24 protein-coding genes are annotated in these 21263 nt (G+C 41.1%); 12 read left to right on the forward strand and 12 right to left on the reverse strand.

The genetic code is table 11. The annotated features are described in order from the left end of the window. The first annotated feature begins 17 nt into the window (after positions 1 to 17). On the forward strand, positions 18 to 329 hold the full coding sequence (locus KSK55_RS05085) for a J domain-containing protein (protein WP_218608448.1): 312 nt from the start codon (positions 18 to 20) through the stop codon (positions 327 to 329). Between the two features lie 22 nt (positions 330 to 351). Here the strand turns inward: KSK55_RS05085 and KSK55_RS05090 are convergent, their stop codons facing one another. The 4 genes from KSK55_RS05090 to KSK55_RS05105 form a co-directional block, all read right to left on the reverse strand. Further along, entirely contained in the window at positions 352 to 954 is a 603-nt protein-coding gene (locus tag KSK55_RS05090) for a class I SAM-dependent methyltransferase (RefSeq protein ID WP_256664189.1), read from the reverse strand. Beyond that, positions 938 to 1312 (reverse strand): hypothetical protein, encoded by a 375-nt coding sequence (locus KSK55_RS05095; RefSeq protein WP_218608449.1) that lies wholly within the window; start codon positions 1310 to 1312, stop codon positions 938 to 940. The genes KSK55_RS05090 and KSK55_RS05095 overlap by 17 nt, the downstream gene beginning before the upstream one ends. Beyond that, positions 1293 to 2456 carry an aminotransferase class V-fold PLP-dependent enzyme gene (locus KSK55_RS05100; protein ID WP_306128295.1) on the reverse strand — a complete coding sequence of 388 codons (1164 nt, stop codon included), beginning with the start codon at positions 2454 to 2456 and terminating at the stop codon, positions 1293 to 1295. The genes KSK55_RS05095 and KSK55_RS05100 overlap by 20 nt, the downstream gene beginning before the upstream one ends. Positions 2457 to 2747: 291 nt before the next feature. Then, positions 2748 to 2948 (reverse strand): CooT family nickel-binding protein, encoded by a 201-nt coding sequence (locus KSK55_RS05105; RefSeq protein ID WP_218608450.1) that lies wholly within the window; start codon positions 2946 to 2948, stop codon positions 2748 to 2750. 156 nt (positions 2949 to 3104) lie between these two features. On the opposite strand from KSK55_RS05105, the gene KSK55_RS05110 reads away from it, so the two are divergent. Beyond that, positions 3105 to 4340 carry a methyltransferase domain-containing protein gene (locus tag KSK55_RS05110; RefSeq protein WP_218608451.1) on the forward strand — a complete coding sequence of 412 codons (1236 nt, stop codon included), beginning with the start codon at positions 3105 to 3107 and terminating at the stop codon, positions 4338 to 4340. A 34-nt stretch (positions 4341 to 4374) separates the two neighbouring features. On the opposite strand, the gene KSK55_RS05115 is transcribed toward KSK55_RS05110, so the two are convergent. From KSK55_RS05115 to KSK55_RS05150, 8 genes are all read right to left on the reverse strand, one after another. Then, complete coding sequence (locus tag KSK55_RS05115) at positions 4375 to 5619, reverse strand: IS110 family RNA-guided transposase (protein ID WP_218608232.1); 1245 nt, start codon at positions 5617 to 5619, stop codon at positions 4375 to 4377. 220 nt (positions 5620 to 5839) lie between these two features. Beyond that, positions 5840 to 6361 (reverse strand): type IV pilin N-terminal domain-containing protein, encoded by a 522-nt coding sequence (locus KSK55_RS05120; protein ID WP_256664190.1) that lies wholly within the window; start codon positions 6359 to 6361, stop codon positions 5840 to 5842. Further along, on the reverse strand, positions 6361 to 6960 hold the full coding sequence (locus KSK55_RS05125) for a type IV pilin domain-containing protein (protein WP_218608453.1): 600 nt from the start codon (positions 6958 to 6960) through the stop codon (positions 6361 to 6363). Before KSK55_RS05125 ends, KSK55_RS05120 begins: the two co-directional genes overlap by 1 nt. A gap of 141 nt (positions 6961 to 7101) precedes the next feature. After that, the gene (locus KSK55_RS16400; RefSeq protein WP_256664294.1) at positions 7102 to 7182 is read right to left on the reverse strand and encodes a hypothetical protein; all 81 of its coding nucleotides are present in this window, start codon (positions 7180 to 7182) and stop codon (positions 7102 to 7104) included. Positions 7183 to 7258: 76 nt separating this feature from the next. After that, complete coding sequence (locus tag KSK55_RS05135; RefSeq protein ID WP_218608454.1) at positions 7259 to 8503, reverse strand: IS110 family RNA-guided transposase; 1245 nt, start codon at positions 8501 to 8503, stop codon at positions 7259 to 7261. Positions 8504 to 8723: 220 nt separating this feature from the next. After that, a complete protein-coding gene (locus tag KSK55_RS05140) occupies positions 8724 to 9245 on the reverse strand; it encodes a type IV pilin N-terminal domain-containing protein (protein WP_256664190.1) in 522 nt (173 codons plus the stop codon). Next, positions 9245 to 9844 (reverse strand): type IV pilin domain-containing protein, encoded by a 600-nt coding sequence (locus KSK55_RS05145; protein ID WP_218608453.1) that lies wholly within the window; start codon positions 9842 to 9844, stop codon positions 9245 to 9247. Before KSK55_RS05145 ends, KSK55_RS05140 begins: the two co-directional genes overlap by 1 nt. A 141-nt stretch (positions 9845 to 9985) precedes the next feature. Then, the gene (locus tag KSK55_RS05150; protein WP_218608455.1) at positions 9986 to 10618 is read right to left on the reverse strand and encodes an FmdE family protein; all 633 of its coding nucleotides are present in this window, start codon (positions 10616 to 10618) and stop codon (positions 9986 to 9988) included. A 304-nt stretch (positions 10619 to 10922) separates the two neighbouring features. On the opposite strand from KSK55_RS05150, the gene KSK55_RS05155 reads away from it, so the two are divergent. The 10 genes from KSK55_RS05155 (at position 10923) to KSK55_RS05200 (ending at position 21243) form a co-directional block, all read left to right on the forward strand. Then, positions 10923 to 12017 (forward strand): FmdE family protein, encoded by a 1095-nt coding sequence (locus KSK55_RS05155; protein WP_218608456.1) that lies wholly within the window; start codon positions 10923 to 10925, stop codon positions 12015 to 12017. Positions 12018 to 12071: 54 nt separating this feature from the next. Beyond that, positions 12072 to 13202 (forward strand): iron ABC transporter substrate-binding protein, encoded by a 1131-nt coding sequence (locus KSK55_RS05160; protein WP_218608457.1) that lies wholly within the window; start codon positions 12072 to 12074, stop codon positions 13200 to 13202. Positions 13203 to 13249: 47 nt separating this feature from the next. Then, positions 13250 to 14320 (forward strand): FecCD family ABC transporter permease, encoded by a 1071-nt coding sequence (locus KSK55_RS05165; RefSeq protein WP_214419086.1) that lies wholly within the window; start codon positions 13250 to 13252, stop codon positions 14318 to 14320. After that, on the forward strand, positions 14317 to 15090 hold the full coding sequence (locus tag KSK55_RS05170; RefSeq protein WP_214419087.1) for an ABC transporter ATP-binding protein: 774 nt from the start codon (positions 14317 to 14319) through the stop codon (positions 15088 to 15090). Before KSK55_RS05165 ends, KSK55_RS05170 begins: the two co-directional genes overlap by 4 nt. Positions 15091 to 15154: 64 nt before the next feature. Next, positions 15155 to 15991, forward strand: coding sequence for a class I SAM-dependent methyltransferase (locus tag KSK55_RS05175; RefSeq protein ID WP_218608458.1), 837 nt, complete (start codon positions 15155 to 15157; stop codon positions 15989 to 15991). A 229-nt stretch (positions 15992 to 16220) separates the two neighbouring features. Beyond that, a complete protein-coding gene (locus KSK55_RS05180) occupies positions 16221 to 17798 on the forward strand; it encodes an ABC transporter substrate-binding protein (protein ID WP_250545167.1) in 1578 nt (525 codons plus the stop codon). Positions 17799 to 17814: 16 nt separating this feature from the next. Then, the gene (locus KSK55_RS05185; protein ID WP_214419090.1) at positions 17815 to 18783 is read left to right on the forward strand and encodes an ABC transporter permease; all 969 of its coding nucleotides are present in this window, start codon (positions 17815 to 17817) and stop codon (positions 18781 to 18783) included. Next, positions 18780 to 19613: an ABC transporter permease gene (locus KSK55_RS05190; protein ID WP_214419091.1), complete on the forward strand. Its 834-nt coding sequence runs from the start codon at positions 18780 to 18782 to the stop codon at positions 19611 to 19613. Before KSK55_RS05185 ends, KSK55_RS05190 begins: the two co-directional genes overlap by 4 nt. After that, positions 19610 to 20551, forward strand: coding sequence for an ABC transporter ATP-binding protein (locus KSK55_RS05195; RefSeq protein WP_214419092.1), 942 nt, complete (start codon positions 19610 to 19612; stop codon positions 20549 to 20551). Before KSK55_RS05190 ends, KSK55_RS05195 begins: the two co-directional genes overlap by 4 nt. Then, positions 20533 to 21243: an ABC transporter ATP-binding protein gene (locus tag KSK55_RS05200; protein WP_214419093.1), complete on the forward strand. Its 711-nt coding sequence runs from the start codon at positions 20533 to 20535 to the stop codon at positions 21241 to 21243. Before KSK55_RS05195 ends, KSK55_RS05200 begins: the two co-directional genes overlap by 19 nt. Positions 21244 to 21263 lie beyond the last annotated feature (20 nt).

Consider the following 21263-nt stretch of genomic DNA (forward strand, 5'->3'; position numbering starts at 1 on the left):
CCTGAGAGTTTTTCACCATGAAAACGACACCGGACATTACTCTTCAACAAGCTGCTAAATTACTTGGATTTTCTGATAAAGCCAGCATGATAGAGATCAGGAAAAGATACCATGAATTAGTCAGGGAATGGCACCCGGATGTATCTGCACATGAACCTGACCAATCCCATGAGATGATGATCCGGTATAAAGAGGCATATGAAATTCTTGTCGATTACTGTATGAATTACCAGGTTACCTTTCCAGATGAAGGAGATAAAAAACGGCATATCTCCCGATCAATGGATTACTGGCAGGAGCATTTTGGTGATGATCCGATTTGGGGATAACAGACTCTTGCAAGGAATATTTTCAGACTATGTCTCCTTTATGAAATGTCAGAATACAAAATCCGAGTCTGCAATCGACTGATACGAGATCAAATCCGGTCCTGGTGATCATGCGAATCACCTCATCATGATTATAAAACCTGGCCTGAGAGAGAAACCTTCCCTTATCCGGATGGATAAGATATCGCTCTGCAATAATCCCTCCTTTTTCAATAAATGCAACAAGAAGCTTCCCATCATGCATGAAAATCCGATGAACCTCACGAAAGGTTTCTTCAGGTTTTTTCAGAAAACAGAGAACGGTAATCATAACGACCATCCGGAAGATTGAAGATTGAACAGGAACTGCTTCTCCCACAGCACGAATAACCTCAATTCCTCTATCTTTCGCCATTACACCAAGTGCCCAGGACGGTTCAATACCAAACCGAATACCCAGCGGCTCTGCAAACCGTCCACTGCCAACCCCGATTTCAAGAGCAGGAGAAGGGATATCACCGATGGCCTGCCTGATCCGTCTTAATTCATCCAGATAGATCTCGCGGTTATAAGAGAACCACTGATCATACTCCTCAGCATACTCTTCAAAAACGGTGAGAGGCATGAAATCAGGATTTATTTCCATGTAACCGGGTTTTCACACGCTCCATAAGAGCAGCATCACGACGGTTTAATGTGGTGTAGTCAGGTTTGCCATTCTGGTAACAGTACAGTATTGAATAGAGAAAATCAGAGGTGAACTCCATCACTTCTTTTTTAAATCGCACTTCAAAACTTGATTCGTTCAGAAAACCCTTGATCGAAAAACAATCAGTCTTTTCAAATTTATAAAAGCCCTCTCCTAGACCGGGGAGCATCTCGAGACTTCCGTAGTGTTTTAAAAATTCGAGAAATACAGGAGTGACTTCTGTGTCTAGAATAAATTCTTTCATAAACGAACCGTCAGCACAATATTTATGGCGATTAGATCTGAGAATCCGCATGGTGGGCAATCTCCTTTATAGCATCTGCTGCTATCTGGCATTCTTCATCAGTCGTAAACCATGAAGGACTGATTCGTACACATCCTGCTCCATCATCAATTGTCTTATGCAGCAATGGAGCACAATGAAGACCGGTTCTGACAACGATATTGTCCTTTCTGGCAAGGATATAACCCACATCATCATTATCCAGTCCGATGATGTTGCAAGCAATAATCGGAAGATCAGGCTCAGGATTATAGATGGTAATCCCTGGTTCTGATGAGAGTTCTTTCATGAAAAACTCAATTTGACGATCTGATCTCCTCCGAAGAGCATCCATCCCGATCGTCTGGAGGAACGAAATTCCTGCAATCAGGGACGCAACACCCGGATAGTTGTGAGTTCCTATCTCATATCGCTCAGGCAGATCGATCGGTTGATCAAGAGATCCGGAATCAGTGCCGGTCCCTCCCATCCGGACCGGAAGAACAGGATCGGGATTTCGAATGCAAAAACCTCCAATACCCGGCATTCCATAAAGACCTTTATGCCCGGTAAACACAAAGGCATCCAATTCCAGGGAGGAGAGGTTCAGGGGAATATGTCCGGCGGTTTGTGATCCGTCAACGATAAAGAAAATATCTTTATCATGCAGATACTCCCCAACGGCACGGATGTCCTGAACCGATCCAAGGACATTGCTCCCATGATTCATTACCACCAGACGGGTTTTATCAGTCACCGCTTCCATGATGGATTCAGGATTTACCTGTGTATTGGAAAAGGGGATATGATCCAGTTCTATCGCACCGGTTTTTTCCAGATGATGAAGGGGCCTTAGCACCGAATTATGCTCAAGAGTGGTCGTTATTACATGGAATTTTTCGGTTTGTGATGCAGCAAATCCATGAATGAGAGTATTTAAGGCATCGGTTGCATTCGACGAGAAGACGATTTTATCCGGGGAATCTTCTCCAAAGAAATGTGCTACCGTTTCCCGTCCTTCGGTCAGATAATCTCTTTGGGCTTTGCCGGTTCCTCTTCCACCCCCACCAAAGGGTAGTTCCAATGATTCCTGAACGGCTTGAATTACTTCCGGCGGTTTTGGCCAGCTGGTTGCAGCGTTATTCAGATAGATAAGGGGGTTTTCTTGTTTCAACATTACATACTAAGCGAGAAGGTCGCAAAAAGGTTTTGCAAAGTGAAAATTTCAAATCAATGTCACAATTGAGATAATTACCTCAATATGAATTTTTGATCGGGTGGTTTTTTCATAGGGTTACTGTTCGTTACAAACGAATAGATATCTGAAAAAAAATGTAATCATAAATGTTCTTAATGGTGTCACAGCCCCATCTGAATAATCAGTTACTTCAATTTAAGATGACAGTATTAGGGCTAAAAAATAATAATTCGCCTTATTGGATTATGTAACACTCGAAACAACCTTTGGTTAACTCAACTTCCTAAGAATCAACTCCTGTTTCATCGTACTCACCGATTCGATGTATACGTTCTCAACGACCTGAGAATTTCCCAGAACATCCATGAGAGTAACAGAGTTGTCTTTTTTTATTGCACCAACAATATTCCGGGTTATCTTCTCCTGCTCTTCAGAATCTGCGTTTTTTACATATACGGTGAATTCGCACATATGACCCTCCTGTTTTCTATCATATGGATCTTGTAATATTCCAATGTTTTCATGATTTTTTTCTGCCAAGTATGAGAACTTGAATATATGATTTCAGACACTCATTACGGCCACCCGTAATATTTATATCATTACGGATATCCTAATTATATGCAGATGGATCCAACATCCAGATTACGGCTCTCCCTGGGATTTGTTTCAACGGTCGTGAGTATGATCTTTGGAACAAATAAAGGGAGAAAAAACCTTCTCAGTCCGGGGGCGATTGAGATACTCTACTCATCATATTTTTCCAGGATTTGTATGGGAGATATTGCAGGGATGCTTGAAATATCCCCCAGCTCTGCAACAGATCTGGTCAATTATCTTGAACGTGAGGGATATGTCAAAAGGGCTCCTGATTCAGAGAACAGACGGAGTATTCAGGTGATACCTACTGAGAAAGGTGAGGAATGGGTCCTTTCTACTGAAGAAAAGATCTATGGATTTCTCGAATCCGGTCTTTCCAGGTTAACACCCGATGAACAAAAACAGTTTGCTGACCTCTGTGCACGGTTTTCAGGCGTACATGATACTGCCAGTTTTACTTCGTCGATGAGATCATTCCGGGAAACGGGAACCCAGAACCGTATCCCGCTCATACAAAGGCGAAATGGCAGACTGCTCAGGTTAGAAGAAGTTGTTGATACACGATATGCACATCACCGTGAAACAGACATAAAAGAGGAACACATGACAGTAAAACCCAGAATACCAGAAACATCAGACGGAATTCAGGATGAAATAACCGTAGAGCAGTATGACCATATGCAAAGAGGGCTTCGGGATGACGGCCACCTCCCGGTTGAAGAACTTGTCCGGACAACAAAAGCAGGAGATAATGCCCTTGAAATTGGTCCGGGGCCTGGATACTTCGGTCTTGAATGGCTCAAGCATACCACAGGAACCTTCCTGACCGGTCTGGAGATCAGCTCCGCAATGATTCGCCTGGCAGAGAAGAACAGCCATGAATATAATCTTTCGGAACGTGTCATCTATAAGGAAGGAAATGCTCTTTCGATGCCATTCGAGGACAATGCTTTTGATCGTGCATTTTCAAACGGATCCATGCATGAATGGGAAGATCCGGAGAAAGTTTTTTCTGAGATATTCCGGGTTTTAAAGCCAGGCAGTACATTCAGTGTAAGTGATCTCCGAAGGGATCTGTCACTGGAGATCTATCAATTCATGCTGGGTAGTTGTCAGGGCCCTGAAATAAAAAAGGGCTTTCAGACATCAGTTCAGGCAGCGTATACCAAAGATGAATTAGAGATTCTATTACAGGATATCGGGTTCACCTGGGTACAGGTTATTGCTCATCCATATGGACTAATTGTGGTGGGTAAAAAATAATTTGTCATGAAAAACCCGGTCAACTAAGATCGGGTTAACCAGTTTCTGGGTCTGGTTCTTTAAGAATTACTGCTGCCTCACTTAATAATCGTAAAACTTCCTCAATCGAAGTTTTTTTCGGAACCTTAATATAGACTTTTTTTGACTGCTTCATTGATTGATACTGAGTGTCTTCGTAAATTTCATCATTCGTCAAAAGATGCCAGATAATGACTACCATCTTTCTTGCGACACTAACAATAGCTTTCCCTGCACCAATAATGTCCTTTTTTGAGGAATAGAACGTTTTGAGATCGTTATCCCTTGACTTGACTGCTGCATGTGCTGCTTGAATAAGGATCCATCTAGCAATCTTCGAACCCCGCTTAGTGATTGATCCGGTCCGAAGTTTATCAGCAGATTGGTATACTCTGGGTACCATCCCTAACCAACTTGATAATTTATCACCTGAGGAAAAATCTCTTACATCTCCAATTTCTGCAAGAAGGGTGATTGCAACAATATCTCCAATTCCTGGAACGGATTTAAGTATTCCAAATTCCCTTGGAAAATTAGTTACTGCATAGCTCGTTGAAATTTTTGTTAAACTGGCAATTTCCTCATTCAGAATCTTTATTATCTGAAGACATGAAGCAAGTCGTTCTAGTGCACCTTCAGAGAGTGTAGTTTCTAAAACTTCTCTTAATGCTTCTTCTTTCTTCGTAACTGATGCAGGGAGAAGACTCACAATGTCGTCAATTGCAATATTATTGAGAATCCCTCTCATGATTAAACTACCCGATTTACCAAAAATGTCCGATAAAACTGAAGAGAGTCGGAATAACTCTGAATCAAGAATATGATGAATTTCATTCTTGATGGATGAACGCTTTTGAACTAATTTATGTCTTAATCGAATCGTTGAACGAAATTCACGATGTTCTCGTGGAAATATTCGAGAGGGATGAATCATTCCTTTCAGAGTAATTGTAGCAATAAACTCAGAATCGATCTTATCTGTTTTTTTATGTGAGAGAGCTTTCATGTCCCGTGCATTTCCAACAATCACATCACAGATTGGACTTAGAAGATCGTAAATCTGAATCCAATAATCACTTGTTGATTCACATCCTACTGCCTGAACATTATGGGTCACGATCCAATTCTTTAATGCCATTAATCCAGGCTGTGTTCGGTTAAAGCGGTCAACAATTTTTTCGCCAGTTAATGTCAGGATTGTGGCAATTAGAAAAGACTTGTGAAGGTCAAGACCAGCGGCTATATGAAGTTGCTCAGTCATAGTTATCACTGATAATGGGCAGATGAATTGCCTAACAGGCCAATTTGTCATCCGCGATCAAAGTCGCACTTTAGCCTGCGAGAGCAATTTAACGGTTAGTTTTTTTCCCAGGATTATATCCTAAAATTTGAACAGCCTGCTCTGCCCATTATTCTGTAAAGCTCGGTACCTTAACTGTTTTTCATAGGTTGAGCCTGATGGCTACATCATGTCGTTTTTTTCAGGGTTGAATTAATACTTCTGATCTGGCGATGAGATTTCGGTCATAATAAAATTCGAGATAGAAGGTATTCCCTATCGAACTTTCTTCCAGAAAATCTACTCCAGGAGGCTGAATTTTTTGATCAATATCATCATTTGTCCCGGAAATAACATGGATGTCCCCAGCATGCATGGATGAGATCCCTTCAGCCCAGGACTTATCTGAACTGGTATTTAATTTGATATTTTCCCGATCCAATTCTTTTATCGTTCCATATCCACAGGAAAATGTCTTAGAAGGACGAATAATAAGATTCACACAACAGGTTGGCAGAGGATCCCCTGATATATGATGTATGGTAAGATTCCATTTCTTTCCATCTTCACGGTGAAATTCTGACTGAAGTGTTACTACGGGAGATTTATCTTTTGTATGCATTAAACCCCCGGCAAAACTATTCACTATCGCTGCAATAATGAGAGTTAACGTCAGCATAAGCAGAACCCCTATTACCGGAGAAACCGCTGACTCTGCTTTCATCAGCATTCACCCACTATTACCTGCTGATCATAAATCGTACTTTGAGATGGTAGATGAATGAACCGAATGCGAAAAGGATCGCCGGTACCCAGATCTTCGTAATCCTCTCCAAGAAATCCAGCTCGGGAGTCTGTACTATTAATGAACATTCGGGTTCCTCCAAGAAGGGTGTAATTTCCAAAATGATCGGAACCTTCTGACCCTTTTATACCTGGACCTAATCCGGTAGGGTAGATACCTGATGTTCCAAAGGTCGAATTCCCATGATTCGTTCCCCAGGATGTAATAACTTTGATATCCTTTGTTGGAATTCCATCTCCTGCCGATAAAACCATCATAGTCACATTTAAATTCGGAGATCTACACGCCTCGGTTTGCATAACTAACTGGGGTGGTTGACTTTTGGTCTCTGACATCCCTCCGACATATCCGCTGATTATGGCTCCAAGAATTACGGTGACAATAAGCATAAGCATTATTCCAATAACCGGAGAAACAGCCGATTCTGCTATTGGGTTCTCTTTTCTGTAGGTTTGGTAAGATCTCGAACAATATTTTATAAATACCCGTTCTTTATGTATCAGGCTGAAATAATTCATGTTGTGTAACCACGTATTAATCTCAGTTATTTTGTATTAGGAAAAAATAAATTTAATTGAGAGTCAATCAGGAAATACTTTGAAAAATTTAAGAACGAGGATTAAGAGAATATCAAAAATTGATAAATTATTAAGGGAGAACTATGAGTTGGTTGCTGAAATATAACACGGCATGCACACACGCTTCCCATTAAGTTCATGGGTTTTTGCATCAGCAACCATTTCACCACAACATTCACAGGGTATTGACTTGAATATCCGGGCTTTGTCATGAAAAACCCGGTCAACTAAGATCGGGTTAACCAGTTTCTGGGTCTGGTTCTTTAAGAATTACTGCTGCCTCACTTAATAATCGTAAAACTTCCTCAATCGAAGTTTTTTTCGGAATCTTAATATAAACTTTTTTTGACTGCTTCATTGATTGATACTGAGTGTCTTCGTAAATTTCATCATTCGTCAAAAGATGCCAGATAATGACTACCATCTTTCTTGCGACACTAACAATAGCTTTCCCTGCACCAATAATGTCCTTTTTTGAGGAATAGAACGTTTTGAAATCGTTATCCCTTGACTTGACTGCTGCATGTGCTGCTTGAATAAGGATCCATCTAGCAATCTTCGAACCCCGCTTAGTGATTGATCCGGTCCGAAGTTTATCAGCAGATTGGTATACTCTGGGTACCATCCCTAACCAACTTGATAATTTATCACCTGAGGAAAAATCTCTTACATCTCCAATTTCTGCAAGAAGGGTGATTGCAACAATATCTCCAATTCCTGGAACGGATTTAAGTATTCCAAATTCCCTTGGAAAATTAGTTACTGCATAGCTCGTTGAAATTTTTGTTAAACTGGCAATTTCCTCATTCAGAATCTTTATTATCTGAAGACATGAAGCAAGTCGTTCTAGTGCACCTTCAGAGAGTGTAGTTTCTAAAACTTCTCTTAATGCTTCTTCTTTCTTCGTAACTGATGCAGGGAGAAGACTCACAATGTCGTCAATTGCAATATTATTGAGAATCCCTCTCATGATTAAACTACCCGATTTACCAAAAATGTCCGATAAAACTGAAGAGAGTCGGAATAACTCTGAATCAAGAATATGATGAATTTCATTCTTGATGGATGAACGCTTTTGAACTAATTTATGTCTTAATCGAATCGTTGAACGAAATTCACGATGTTCTCGTGGAAATATTCGAGAGGGATGAATCATTCCTTTCAGAGTAATTGTAGCAATAAACTCAGAATCGATCTTATCTGTTTTTTTATGTGAGAGAGCTTTCATGTCCCGTGCATTTCCAACAATCACATCACAGATTGGACTTAGAAGATCGTAAATCTGAATCCAATAATCACTTGTTGATTCACATCCTACTGCCTGAACATTATGGGTCACGATCCAATTCTTTAATGCCATTAATCCAGGCTGTGTTCGGTTAAAGCGGTCAACAATTTTTTCGCCAGTTAATGTCAGGATTGTGGCAATTAGAAAAGACTTGTGAAGGTCAAGACCAGCGGCTATATGAAGTTGCTCAGTCATAGTTATCACTGATAATGGGCAGATGAATTGCCTAACAGGCCAATTTGTCATCCGCGATCAAAGTCGCACTTTAGCCTGCGAGAGCAATTTAACGGTTAGTTTTTTTCCCAGGATTATATCCTAAAATTTGAACAGCCTGCTCTGCCCATTATTCTGTAAAGCTCGGTACCTTAACTGTTTTTCATAGGTCGAGCCTGATGGCTACATCATGTCGTTTTTTTCAGGGTTGAATTAATACTTCTGATCTGGCGATGAGATTTCGGTCATAATAAAATTCGAGATAGAAGGTATTCCCTATCGAACTTTCTTCCAGAAAATCTACTCCAGGAGGCTGAATTTTTTGATCAATATCATCATTTGTCCCGGAAATAACATGGATGTCCCCAGCATGCATGGATGAGATCCCTTCAGCCCAGGACTTATCTGAACTGGTATTTAATTTGATATTTTCCCGATCCAATTCTTTTATCGTTCCATATCCACAGGAAAATGTCTTAGAAGGACGAATAATAAGATTCACACAACAGGTTGGCAGAGGATCCCCTGATATATGATGTATGGTAAGATTCCATTTCTTTCCATCTTCACGGTGAAATTCTGACTGAAGTGTTACTACGGGAGATTTATCTTTTGTATGCATTAAACCCCCGGCAAAACTATTCACTATCGCTGCAATAATGAGAGTTAACGTCAGCATAAGCAGAACCCCTATTACCGGAGAAACCGCTGACTCTGCTTTCATCAGCATTCACCCACTATTACCTGCTGATCATAAATCGTACTTTGAGATGGTAGATGAATGAACCGAATGCGAAAAGGATCGCCGGTACCCAGATCTTCGTAATCCTCTCCAAGAAATCCAGCTCGGGAGTCTGTACTATTAATGAACATTCGGGTTCCTCCAAGAAGGGTGTAATTTCCAAAATGATCGGAACCTTCTGACCCTTTTATACCTGGACCTAATCCGGTAGGGTAGATACCTGATGTTCCAAAGGTCGAATTCCCATGATTCGTTCCCCAGGATGTAATAACTTTGATATCCTTTGTTGGAATTCCATCTCCTGCCGATAAAACCATCATAGTCACATTTAAATTCGGAGATCTACACGCCTCGGTTTGCATAACTAACTGGGGTGGTTGACTTTTGGTCTCTGACATCCCTCCGACATATCCGCTGATTATGGCTCCAAGAATTACGGTGACAATAAGCATAAGCATTATTCCAATAACCGGAGAAACAGCCGATTCTGCTATTGGGTTCTCTTTTCTGTAGGTTTGGTAAGATCTCGAACAATATTTTATAAATACCCGTTCTTTATGTATCAGGCTGAAATAATTCATGTTGTGTAACCACGTATTAATCTCAGTTATTTTGTATTAGGAAAAAATAAATTTAATTGAGAGTCAATCAGGAAATACTTTGAAAAATTTAAGAACGAGGATTAAGAGAATATCAAAAATTGATAAATTATTAAGGGAGAACTATGAGTTGGTTGCTGAAATATAACACGGCATGCACACACGCTTCCCATTAAGTTCATGGGTTTTTGCATCAGCAACCATTTCACCACAACATTCACAGGGTATTGACTTGAATATCCGGGCTTTTTTCGGAGGTTCCATATCTATAAATGTAATTTTTATAATTTTTTCTTCCGGAGCATGAAGGATTGCATCTGAAGCCTGATCAGATAATGTTTGAAACTGTTTCATCTCTTCTTCAGTAGCCTGCCCTGAAAAGACCTTTGGTCGTAATGCATCCATCTCTTTTCTTGGTAACACATCATCAAGATTTGTAACAACACGTACCGCTTTGTCACTTCTTCGACAGTAAAATGTGAATGCATGTTTTCCATAATCATGAATAATAAGATTCCCTTTGCCAGCCGTACATCCGGTGACCATCTGAATAGCATCCACACCACAGGCGTCAGTCTCTGCAATAGCAACTAACTCTTCATCTTTTGGGCGTTCAACCCCGAGTGCCTTCATGGCAGCAATGGCAACACGATACCCGGATGAAAGCCCTCCACATGAATGTCCATGAAACCTGACTGCTTCTTCGTAGGTAATGAACTCTCCTTTTGGTTCCTGTACTGATTGAGGTGAACACATACACTTACGTTATCCTGAAGGATTCTTATATGCATCGAAATACTGTTCTTGAGTATGATGTGAATCATTATTTATTCAGATTTTTACAACAATAATTGAAAAATTATCAATATTATCATCACAATTGTAACAAAATAATTGATCATTTTCAAAAGTTATAAATTTCATAGCAATAGTATAACTAAATGGGATGTGGTTTTCAAGAATATTGCGACATAACATGTATGTTTCATTCATGATGCAATCTTGGAAAAACATCTAAACGGCATTAAAAGACAATCATTCCGGATGAATGAGGAATCGCATGAAACGAATGTATACCCTCCTACTGGCATTTTGCTGCCTATTACTCCCTATTTCAGCTCTTGCTGAAGATGATCTTATGTATGATCTCGGGTCGCGGGCTGCAGAAGTAGGAATGGATCTTCTAAATTTTGAGCCAGGAGCAGACAACATCCTGGGTCTTACCAATGCAGGTCATGCAATGGTAAAGGGAAAAACCACTGAACATGCACTTACGGGGATAACCGATGTTTCCAGGCTATCCAATGGTAACAATAATCTCTTCCAGGTAAACAGACCAAACTGGAAACCACTCTGGTTCTATTTCTTTAACAAGGATTCAGGGATGGCTGCATATATGGAGCCGGATGCTGCTTTTTACTCCATGAGTACCGAAGACCGCAAATCTCTTGCTGCTGATAAGGCCTTCTCACAGATTTCACTCATGCAGGTGGATCTAGATAAGATGCTTGCTAATCCGAATGAAGGAAATACGACATTTAACAAGAAAAAATTCAGCGGAAATGAATTTTCCCTTATCGGTATTTCCAATGTCTGGGCTGCTGGCGCAGGATATGACTTTATGAACGCAGCTGCATTTCATGACCACCTCTGCCCTGGTGTTACCAGCGGATATATGATCATAAAATATGTTGAAAAGGTCATGCCAATTACAAATCAGTCTGCGGAGACCTATATTGATATTGGATGTCCGAACTGGTGTAAGGAAGATGCATACCAAATGATCTGGGACAGTACTCCAGGTAAAAACAGTATGTATGTCATGGCTTTAAGTCCTGAAGATGAGGCAGCAGTAAAAGCAAAGTATGGCATTCGTCCTGCAGGAATTATTGTCAAATGGAATAGTGTTTCATTAAAAGGTAAGGGTATTGCCCTCGGATTTGATTTTGATACAATCAGTCAAGAATTGGGGGTTGCGAACTGGACCGGACCTGCATGGGCTCCAAAACTGGTTCAGGATATTGGCATGATGGATTATGTCGACAAACCTGAAAGTGCCATAAAAACCCTCAAAGAATTTGAGGTTGATGAAAAACTTTTAACTGAATTAAAGACAGCGGGAAACAACCCGTACAAAGTTCTGGGAATGATTTGAGAATACTGGAGTTAGGGAAAATATTACCTATAATTTTTTTATGTGAGTGAAAACATGACACAAATCAAGACATTCTTCTTAGCATGTATGCTGCTAATTTCTCTTCTTGCAATACCAGCATGGGCAGCCGAAACAACAGGACCAGAAAAGACCATTACAGACGGATATGGCAGATCAGTAACCATTCCTGCTGAAGTCAAAGAAGTATTGTGTTCCGGCTCTGGATGCCTGAGATACCTTACTTATCTTGGAGGACAGGATCTCATTGTTGGTGTCGATAGTATTGAAAAAGAACCACAGACCATGGATGCCCGGGGATATGCTCTACTCAATCCTCAATTTAAGGATTACCCGTTATTTGGTGAATTTAGAGGGAAAGATGATCCTGAAAAAATTATTGGGATTGCTCCACAGCTTGTCTTTAAAACCGGTCTTACCGGCTCTGGAACAACTGCCACTACAAATGCAGAAGAAGGAAACAAACTGACTGAAAAGACAAAAATTCCTGTTGTAATGATTCCCTACGGATCACTTCGTGACGCAAAGGAACAGGCAGAGATGTTCAGTGCTCTTCGGATTATGGGCGATGTAATCGGGAAGAAAGAACGGGCTGATGAACTCATCACCTATATCGAAGAAACTATTTCTGATCTTGAAACCCGGACAAAAGATATTCCGGAATCTGAACAGAAAACCGCTTATGTTGGGGGTGTCAGTTATGCAGGAGCTCATGGGATCATCTCTACGGAACCAGCCTATCCACCATTCATTTGGACACATGTAAAGAATGTTGCCGGGAAAATGGGTACTCAACATGCTGACGTTGCCAAAGAAGCAATTGTTGACTGGGATCCTGAATACCTGTTTATGGATGTTGGAACACTCCAGATGGACAGTGAAGGCGGGATTGGCGAACTGAAGAATGATCCTGCATTACAGGGATTGTCTGCAATAAAGAACGGGAATGTATATGGAGTTCTTCCATACAACTTCTATAACACTAATTACGAAAATGTCCTAGCAGATGCCTACTTTATTGGAAAAACGGTCTATCCAGACAAGTTTGCAGATATTGATCTGGAAAAGAAAACAGATGAGATTATGACTAAATTCCTTGGTGCTTCTCCACTCAAGCAGATTAATTCCCAGTATAAAAACATGGGATTTACTCAAATCTCTCTTTGATGCTACTATGAACACTCATTTTACTTTTTTTCCCAGAGGTGACAAACATGCATGTCGCTGATGGAGAAGTCCCTGCGGATTACCTTGGATATGTCCGGGTAAAATTCCTATGGATTATGTTTGGAGTTATACTTTTATTCATCCTGTTTATCCTTTCAATATCAGTGGGTGCGGTCGCCATCCCGCCTTATGATGTACTTATGACCCTGCTCGGTCAGAATGTAAATCACAAGTATGATGCCATAATCTGGAATATCCGACTCCCACAAGCAATTACGGCTATTGTTGCAGGAGTAGGACTTTCAGTTGCCGGCGTAACCATGCAATCCATTCTTCGTAATCCTCTTGGCTCTCCTTTTACCTTAGGTATCTCCAATGCGGGTGCATTTGGTGCTGCAGTCTCGGTTATTTTTTTTGGAGCAGGAAAAATACAGTCAACGATAGCAAATCCAATTACAATAAATAATCCTTATGTCACGACTATTTCGGCTTTTATCTTCTGCATGATTGCAACCGCAATAATTCTCCTGATATCACGGATCAGGGGTGCATCTCCGGAAGTAATGGTTCTCACTGGTGTTGCCCTTTCATCCCTGTTTACTGCCGGAACTATGTTTTTACAGTACTTTGCATCAGACACCCAACTCGCAGCAGTCGTCTTCTGGACTTTTGGTGATGTCAGCAGGGCAGGTTGGTCTGAACTTGCCCTGATGACTGTGATTGTTGTCCTTTCGTGTATCTATTTCCTCTGCAATCGATGGAACTACAATGCCATTGATGCTGGGAATGAAACTGCAAAGGGGCTAGGTGTGAATGTTGAACGGATAAGGTTATTTGGGATGACCCTTTCTGCACTAGTTACAGCCGTTCTCGTGGCATTTCTTGGAGTAATAGGATTTGTCGGTCTTGTTTGCCCCCATATGGTTAGAAGAATTATCGGGGATGATCAGCGGTATCTTATTCCCGGATCCTGTGTTATGGGGGGCGTTCTCCTTCTTGCTTCAGATACAGTTGCACGTCTTATCGTAGCTCCATACGTGCTTCCTGTGGCAGTTCTTACCGCATTTATGGGAGCACCGGTTTTCATTTACCTGATTATCAGGGGGTATAAACGATGATTCTGAATGTTCAGGAACTCGGATTTTTGTACCGGAATCATGATGTACTTCATGATATTGCATTTGAAGTAAATCATGGTGAAATTATTGCGATTCTCGGTCCAAACGGAGTTGGAAAAACCACACTACTCAAATGTCTAAATAAAATACTAAAAGCAAAAAAAGGTCAGATTTATTTAGACGGATCAGAGATTAAAAGCCTTGATACTCTAGAAATTGCACGAAGGGCAGGGTATGTCCCGCAGCGGGTTGAAACAGGGAGATTGACTGCTTTTGATGCAGTCCTTCTGGGCAGAAGACCACACATCTCCTGGGATGTCAGTGAACGGGATCTTCGAATAGTTGATGCCATTTTCACCCGTCTTTCCATGGATCATCTTCGTCTCTCTTATATTGATGAGATGAGCGGCGGGGAACTTCAAAAGATTGCTATTGCACGGGCTTTAGTCCAGGAACCACGCATTCTCCTTCTTGATGAGCCTACCAGTAGTCTTGATTTGAAGAACCAGGTGGAAATTTTGTCAACTATTGTTGGAATTGTCAGAGAACATGGAATTGCAGCCGTTATGACGATGCATGACCTGAATCAGGCATTACGATATGCAGATCGGTTTATCTTTTTAAAAGATGGAAATGTTCACTTTCATGGCGATTTCAGTGAGGTTACACCTGCAATAATCGAAGATGTGTATGGACTTCCAGTCATGATGGGGACGGTTGGAGGAGTAAGGTGTATTGTGCCCGGCCTTCAACCTATGAAGGCATCCTGATAACACAAATCGTTTTCAATTTTCAGGACTTATTTTGAGAATTTACGAATAAACGGAGTATTACATGACAGACTGGGCAAAAGTATGGACAGAACAATATGAAGCAGGGAGTCGGTTTAAACAAGTCGGTGATTGTGCATCTCTCTGGGAATCAAAAGAACGAGCTCTTGAATTTCTAAATATGTCCAGAGAGAATCCTGAACGAATTGAACAGGTATTATCCCGACTTCCGATTACGAATTCCAGCAGGATTCTTGATATCGGAGCAGGTCCTGGAACACTTGCGATTCCATTCGCAGAACGGGCTCTACACGTCACTGCGGTAGAGCCATCTCCTGGAATGGTTGCAGTAATGGAAGATCTAGCTCGAGAAAAAAACCTATCCAACCTGACCATTGTGCAGAAACGATGGGAAGATATCAATCCTGAATTAGACCTGACCGGACTATTTGACATTATTATTGCATCATATTCACTTGGAATGCCAGACATCAATACAGCGATTGATAAGATGAATATGGTATCAAACGGGCAGATTTGGCTTTTCTGGTTTGCGGGAACAACACCCTGGGAACAACACATGGAGCGGTTATGGCCAAAAATCCACAATGACTCATACCAACACGGACCTAAAGCGGATGTATTATATAATGTCCTCTACCAGAAGGGAATTTACCCGAATATGACCGTGCATGAGATGAAATATAAAAAAAAGTACTCATCACTTGACCACATGATTTCAGATATGAGAAAGCAGGTAGGGTGCTCAGAAAAATATGATCCTCTCATCAGGTCTTATATTTCTGATAAAATCAGAATCGATGGAGATTCAATCATGGAGAGCGGTGATACAATCCGGGTATGCCTGTGGTGGGATTCGAAACAGTTTCCCAAAGTATGACCAGGTATAGATGTTCCCACTCTTACATACTAAAGGTTGAACGAATGAGCATGTTTGTGGAAAAAATGGCACAGGGGGAAGATTACTTAAACCGATCATCCTTCATAGCAATACGAGCAAGAGTGTCCATTCAAAAAAAAATTTAAATTCAAGATAATAACTTTCTATAAAGAATATCATTTCACATATAATATATATGATAATTTTCTAAATTTGTATTACCATGACGATGAGATCTAATCGAAAGATAGTGATACTGATATCTATAGTCAGCATCCTTTCACTTTTTTGTTCCATATCTGTTCTGGCTGAAGAGAATACCCTACGAATTTCAACCACGAATGAAGTAAAATCACCGGCGTTTATTGGAGATTATACTCTTGGTCTCTTTAACCACATATCGAACCCGCCTCTTATGCAGATGGATCAGAATGGAAAACTCATTGGTCTTCTGGCGGATCATTATGAAGTATCATCTGATAACACACAATGGACATTTTACATAAAAGAAAATCAGTTTTGGAGTGATGGTACTCCGGTTACTGGTGATGATGTAGCATTTTCTATTCAGATGTATGGAGAAAGTGTACCAAATGCAGGATGGATTGGAGAAACCCTGACTGATACCGTAGTAGATGGAAACAAGGTTACATTCACCTTTAACAAACCGTACACAAATCTGGCTCTCGAATTCACATCATACAGCATTCTGCCCAAACATATCTGGGAATCTATTGAAAACCCGAATGAATACACCAGTACCGGTCCATATGTGGGTGCAGGGCCATTTTACCTGGATAACGTTGACCTGAATGCGGGAAAGGTAATTTTTAAGAGAAATCCCAGCTGGAAGGGAACATCTCCAGCATATGATACCGTGGAGATCAGCTGGTTTAAGAATGAAGATGCAGCAGCAAAAGCTCTTGAAAGTGGGAATATGGATACCTACTGGAAATATGCATCATCCTATCCTTATGCTGCAATTGATTCAATAAAATCCTCAGGGAACTTTGATGTCCTGGAAAAACCCACTTCTGGAATGACATTTTTAGGATTTAATCTGAAAAATGAACCATTATCAGACATATCATTCAGAGATGCTATAAGTTATGCCATTAATTATCAGGAAATGGTAAACATTGCAACCCTGGGATATGGAAAAGTTCCAAACCGTGGGTTCATTCCCCCGGCAATGGATGGTTATACTAGCACCCCTGCAATGGAATACAATCCGGAAACTGCAAAGAAAAAACTTGAAACAGCAGGGTTTAAAGATTCAGATGGGAATGGAATTGTCGAAGGAAAGGATGGAAACGATGTAATCCTGGATCTCTTAATCAGGAATGCTTACAGCCGGGAAGCTGAACTTCTGAAAGAATATCTAGAAAAAGTAGGAATTGGTGTTGAGATCCGCTCAGTGGAAGACAATACCTGGTTTGAATTAAAAGACAACTTTGAATATGACCTCACCCTGACCAGAACAACCCCCTGGGGTATGCTGATGCATGCGAACTGGGCAACCGGATACTTTGACAGCCGGAGAACCGGACAGGGAGTTCTTCATACTGTTGATGATCCGGTATTCCTAGAGCTCTGTGACAATATCCTGAGCACAACAGATCAGACCCTTTTAAGTGGATATGCACAAGAAGTCCAGAATTATTACGCAGATAACCTTCCAGGGATTCCACTCTACTGGAAGAATGACATTACCCCATACAACAAGAAGATCACCGGGTGGTATTCAAATCCACTCTATGGTATCATGAATGAATTTACCCTAACCAGTGTAAAACCTGTAGCCTGATCTCTCAGGTTTTCCCATGGGTACTTTATTTTTATCGTTCCACTATCTTACACGAAAAATAATCAGATACATCTTCTCCTTTATCATAATACTCCTGGTGGTCTTTCTTCTACCACGGATGATGCCAGGAGATCCGATCGCAAATATTGTCGGTGAAGATGTATATCTCTCTCCACAAAAAATACTCGAGCTTCGGAGTGCATTCGGCCTTGATTCTCCTTTACATGAACAATTTTTTGTATATTGTTTGAAACTTACCCAACTGGATCTTGGATATTCCTTTCATATGCACGCACCGGTGAGTTCTCTTCTTATTGACCGGGCAGCCTGGACATTGCTCTATATCGGAATTGCAATATTTTGTGGAATGATCATCGGTATTGTGCTTGGAGAAAAAGCCGGATGGGAGAGTGAAAAATGGTGGGCTCATATCCTGTCTGCCGGGGCGGTAATCATATCTTCAACACCTCCGTATCTTCTCAGTCTTATCTTTCTGGTTATCTTCGTGTATCACTTTGGATGGTTTCCATTCAAGGGATTTTACGATACATTCAGTATAATCAGCATCATTCATCATCTTGTTCTTCCGATTTCAGTTTTGACACTCTTTTACGCATCACGGAATTTATTAATCATGAGAGGAACAGTCCTCTCAGAAAAATCCTTACTATATCCGCAGTTTGTCAGATCGCTGGGAATATCTGAAAAAGACATAATATCAAGACATGTCAGAAAAAATGCCATAATCCCCCTTATTACACTCATTGCACTTGATTTTGGTTTCCTCTTCTCAGGTGCATTATTCATAGAGATTGTGTTTTCATTAAACGGGATGGGAAGTCTTGTCTATGATGCCATTCTCCTTCGGGATTATCCCGTACTGACCGGATCCTTCTTAGTAATATCAGTATTCGTCATTCTCGCAAACATCCTATCAGATATCCTCAGTATTATACTGGATCCCCGTGTCGGGAGGAATGAATGAGAGGGGAGGGATGTGAGAGACCCATTCAGGACGTCTCATTATACCTCTGTATCGGAGTTATTGCCATTTTTTTCATAGTTGCGGTGATCCCCGGAGTTTTCGCACCCTATACAGAAAATGAACGATTTATCCCGTACCAGCATCCGGATATTGATCATTTTCTCGGAACCGATGATATGGGATATGATATCCTCAGCCTGCTTATCTATGCTGCACGTATCTCACTTCTTATCGGATTATGTGCGGGGGGCGTTTCCATTCTTATCGGAACCTCAATTGGCCTCATCAGTGGATATATCAGGGGATGGACTGATGACCTCCTTATGAGCGTTACCGACATTGTCCTCACTATTCCAAAAATACCCGCAATTATCCTCATCTCTGCCTTCCTTAGACCAAGCATCTGGATTCTTATTCTCATCCTTGGATTCTTTTCATGGGAGACAACAGCCCGGGTGGTCAGGGCAAGAACATTGCAGATCAGTACTTCCGGATATATCTTATCGGCACGATCTCTGGGATTTTCCTCGTACCAGGTACTTATCTCTGACATATTACCGGTCATGTATCCGGTTATTCTTCCCAAATTTATGCTCACGATTGCCGGAGCCATGATATCTGAAGCATCTCTCTCTTTTCTGGGACTTTCTGACCCTACGATGAATAGTTGGGGACGAATGATCTCTGATGCATTTACTCACGGTGGTTTTATCAGAGAGATGTGGTGGTGGTTTCTTCCTCCTGCCGTTTGCATTTGTGGGGTGATTATCTCTGTCATCAGGATCGGTATGGTTTATGAAAAGCCCGGACAGGAGTCAATGGTAGAATGAATAAGAACCCACTTCTCCAGGTATCTGATCTATCAGTTACATTTCGGACAAATGGCGACACTATTCAGGCGGTAACCGGTTTTTCATGCCAGCTGAACAATGGTATATGTACGGCAATCATTGGAGAATCCGGGTGTGGTAAATCAGTAATCGCTCATGCAATCCTCAAAATTCTCCCAAAAACCGCATTGGTTTCAGGTTCGGTGCAGTTCAGGGGAATGGAATTACATGATGTATCACCGGATGAGATGAATACCATTCGTGGAAGACAGATTGGCATCATATTTCAAAGTCCAGACCGGGCATTGAACCCAACCTACCGGATTTTCAGGCAATTGGTAGAGCCATTACGAAACCATCGGGTAGTGCCGGAAGAAAATAGAAAAGAGCATATTATCACAACCTTACGAAAAGTAGGGTTTTCTCACCCGAAAGAGGCAGCTCTTCTTTTCCCCTGTAATTGCTCAGGAGGAATGAATCAACGTGCGGTTACTGCGGTTGTCCTTTCACTCCTTCCTGATCTGGTAATTGCTGATGAACCCACTAAGGGATTAGACTCATTTCGGGTGTCTGATGTAAAATCCTGTCTTATGGAAATTAAAGATGAAGGAAGGACATTATTACTAGTAACCCATGACATTTCCCTTGCACGAGATCTCTCTGAAGAATTGCTGGTCATGTATGCTGGAGAAATTGTTGAATCCGGGAAAACACACGATATTTTACAAAGCCCTATTCATCCATACACCAGTGGACTTCTCAAAAGCCTACCGGAGAACGGATTTATTCCGATCCCTGGTTCTGCTCCTTCCTACGCGAATATGCCATCAGGATGTCGATTTCAGGATCGGTGTGAGTATGCCACTGAAAAATGCAATCATAAACCAGAATGTATCCAAAAACATGGGAGGATGGTCAGATGTCATCTGTTCTGCTAGAGGCACGAAACATCCAAAAAACATACCGGAAGGGACTTTTGGGAAAAACTCATAAGATATTGGATTCATGCTCTTTTACCCTTCAGGAAGGTGAAACTCTGGGATTATGCGGCCCTTCCGGATGCGGGAAAAGTACACTGGGTCGTCTTCTAGCAGGTCTGGAGCATCCTGATTCAGGGCAGATCTTTTTTCATGGAAAGAATATTTTTACTGCAGATAAGATTACAAAAAAGAGAATACGACAAAAAATCCAGATTCTTTTTCAAGATCCCCAGGGAACATTTCATCCGGTGAAAAAACTTGGCACCTCTTTGCATCGTGTTGTTGATTTGTATGATCTTCATCTGTCCGAGTCAGATATGACTACCATACTCTCAACCGTCGGGCTTCATCCTGAAATCCTTAACCGGTATCCACAAGAGATTTCAGGAGGTCAGGCACAGCGGCTCGCTCTTGCACGGATTTTGCTCCTTAAACCGGAGTTTATAATTCTTGATGAACCTACATCAGGTTTGGATATATCAGTACAGGCACAGATTCTCCATCTGTTGAAGGATCTAAAGAAAAAAGAAAAGATATCATATCTCTTCATCTCTCATGACCGGAATGTGTTATCATTCATGTCAGATCGGATTGTATACATGACAGATGGTAAACTTCATCCGGATGAAAATCTCATGCAGAAGATATAAGTTCGAGAAAAAGAGGATTA

This window comes from Methanospirillum hungatei, assembly GCF_019263745.1.
In the GTDB taxonomy this organism is placed as follows: Archaea; Halobacteriota; Methanomicrobia; order Methanomicrobiales; family Methanospirillaceae; genus Methanospirillum; species Methanospirillum purgamenti.

Coding starts and splice junctions, on each gene's coding strand:
- KSK55_RS05090 (WP_256664189.1), bottom strand. CDS start 954: ATGGAAATAAATCCTGATTTCATGCCTCTCACCGTTTTTGAAGAGTAT.
- KSK55_RS05145 (WP_218608453.1), bottom strand. CDS start 9,844: ATGAATTATTTCAGCCTGATACATAAAGAACGGGTATTTATAAAATAT.
- KSK55_RS05095 (WP_218608449.1), bottom strand. CDS start 1,312: ATGCGGATTCTCAGATCTAATCGCCATAAATATTGTGCTGACGGTTCG.
- KSK55_RS05175 (WP_218608458.1), top strand. CDS start 15,155: ATGACAGACTGGGCAAAAGTATGGACAGAACAATATGAAGCAGGGAGT.
- KSK55_RS05085 (WP_218608448.1), top strand. CDS start 18: ATGAAAACGACACCGGACATTACTCTTCAACAAGCTGCTAAATTACTT.
- KSK55_RS05155 (WP_218608456.1), top strand. CDS start 10,923: ATGAAACGAATGTATACCCTCCTACTGGCATTTTGCTGCCTATTACTC.
- KSK55_RS05190 (WP_214419091.1), top strand. CDS start 18,780: ATGAGAGGGGAGGGATGTGAGAGACCCATTCAGGACGTCTCATTATAC.
- KSK55_RS05100 (WP_306128295.1), bottom strand. CDS start 2,456: ATGTTGAAACAAGAAAACCCCCTTATCTATCTGAATAACGCTGCAACC.
- KSK55_RS05165 (WP_214419086.1), top strand. CDS start 13,250: ATGCATGTCGCTGATGGAGAAGTCCCTGCGGATTACCTTGGATATGTC.
- KSK55_RS05120 (WP_256664190.1), bottom strand. CDS start 6,361: ATGAAAGCAGAGTCAGCGGTTTCTCCGGTAATAGGGGTTCTGCTTATG.
- KSK55_RS05150 (WP_218608455.1), bottom strand. CDS start 10,618: ATGTGTTCACCTCAATCAGTACAGGAACCAAAAGGAGAGTTCATTACC.
- KSK55_RS05185 (WP_214419090.1), top strand. CDS start 17,815: ATGGGTACTTTATTTTTATCGTTCCACTATCTTACACGAAAAATAATC.
- KSK55_RS05135 (WP_218608454.1), bottom strand. CDS start 8,503: ATGACTGAGCAACTTCATATAGCCGCTGGTCTTGACCTTCACAAGTCT.
- KSK55_RS05160 (WP_218608457.1), top strand. CDS start 12,072: ATGACACAAATCAAGACATTCTTCTTAGCATGTATGCTGCTAATTTCT.
- KSK55_RS05105 (WP_218608450.1), bottom strand. CDS start 2,948: ATGTGCGAATTCACCGTATATGTAAAAAACGCAGATTCTGAAGAGCAG.
- KSK55_RS05140 (WP_256664190.1), bottom strand. CDS start 9,245: ATGAAAGCAGAGTCAGCGGTTTCTCCGGTAATAGGGGTTCTGCTTATG.
- KSK55_RS05195 (WP_214419092.1), top strand. CDS start 19,610: ATGAATAAGAACCCACTTCTCCAGGTATCTGATCTATCAGTTACATTT.
- KSK55_RS05170 (WP_214419087.1), top strand. CDS start 14,317: ATGATTCTGAATGTTCAGGAACTCGGATTTTTGTACCGGAATCATGAT.
- KSK55_RS05110 (WP_218608451.1), top strand. CDS start 3,105: ATGGATCCAACATCCAGATTACGGCTCTCCCTGGGATTTGTTTCAACG.
- KSK55_RS16400 (WP_256664294.1), bottom strand. CDS start 7,182: ATGGTTGCTGATGCAAAAACCCATGAACTTAATGGGAAGCGTGTGTGC.
- KSK55_RS05115 (WP_218608232.1), bottom strand. CDS start 5,619: ATGACTGAGCAACTTCATATAGCCGCTGGTCTTGACCTTCACAAGTCT.
- KSK55_RS05125 (WP_218608453.1), bottom strand. CDS start 6,960: ATGAATTATTTCAGCCTGATACATAAAGAACGGGTATTTATAAAATAT.
- KSK55_RS05200 (WP_214419093.1), top strand. CDS start 20,533: ATGTCATCTGTTCTGCTAGAGGCACGAAACATCCAAAAAACATACCGG.
- KSK55_RS05180 (WP_250545167.1), top strand. CDS start 16,221: ATGAGATCTAATCGAAAGATAGTGATACTGATATCTATAGTCAGCATC.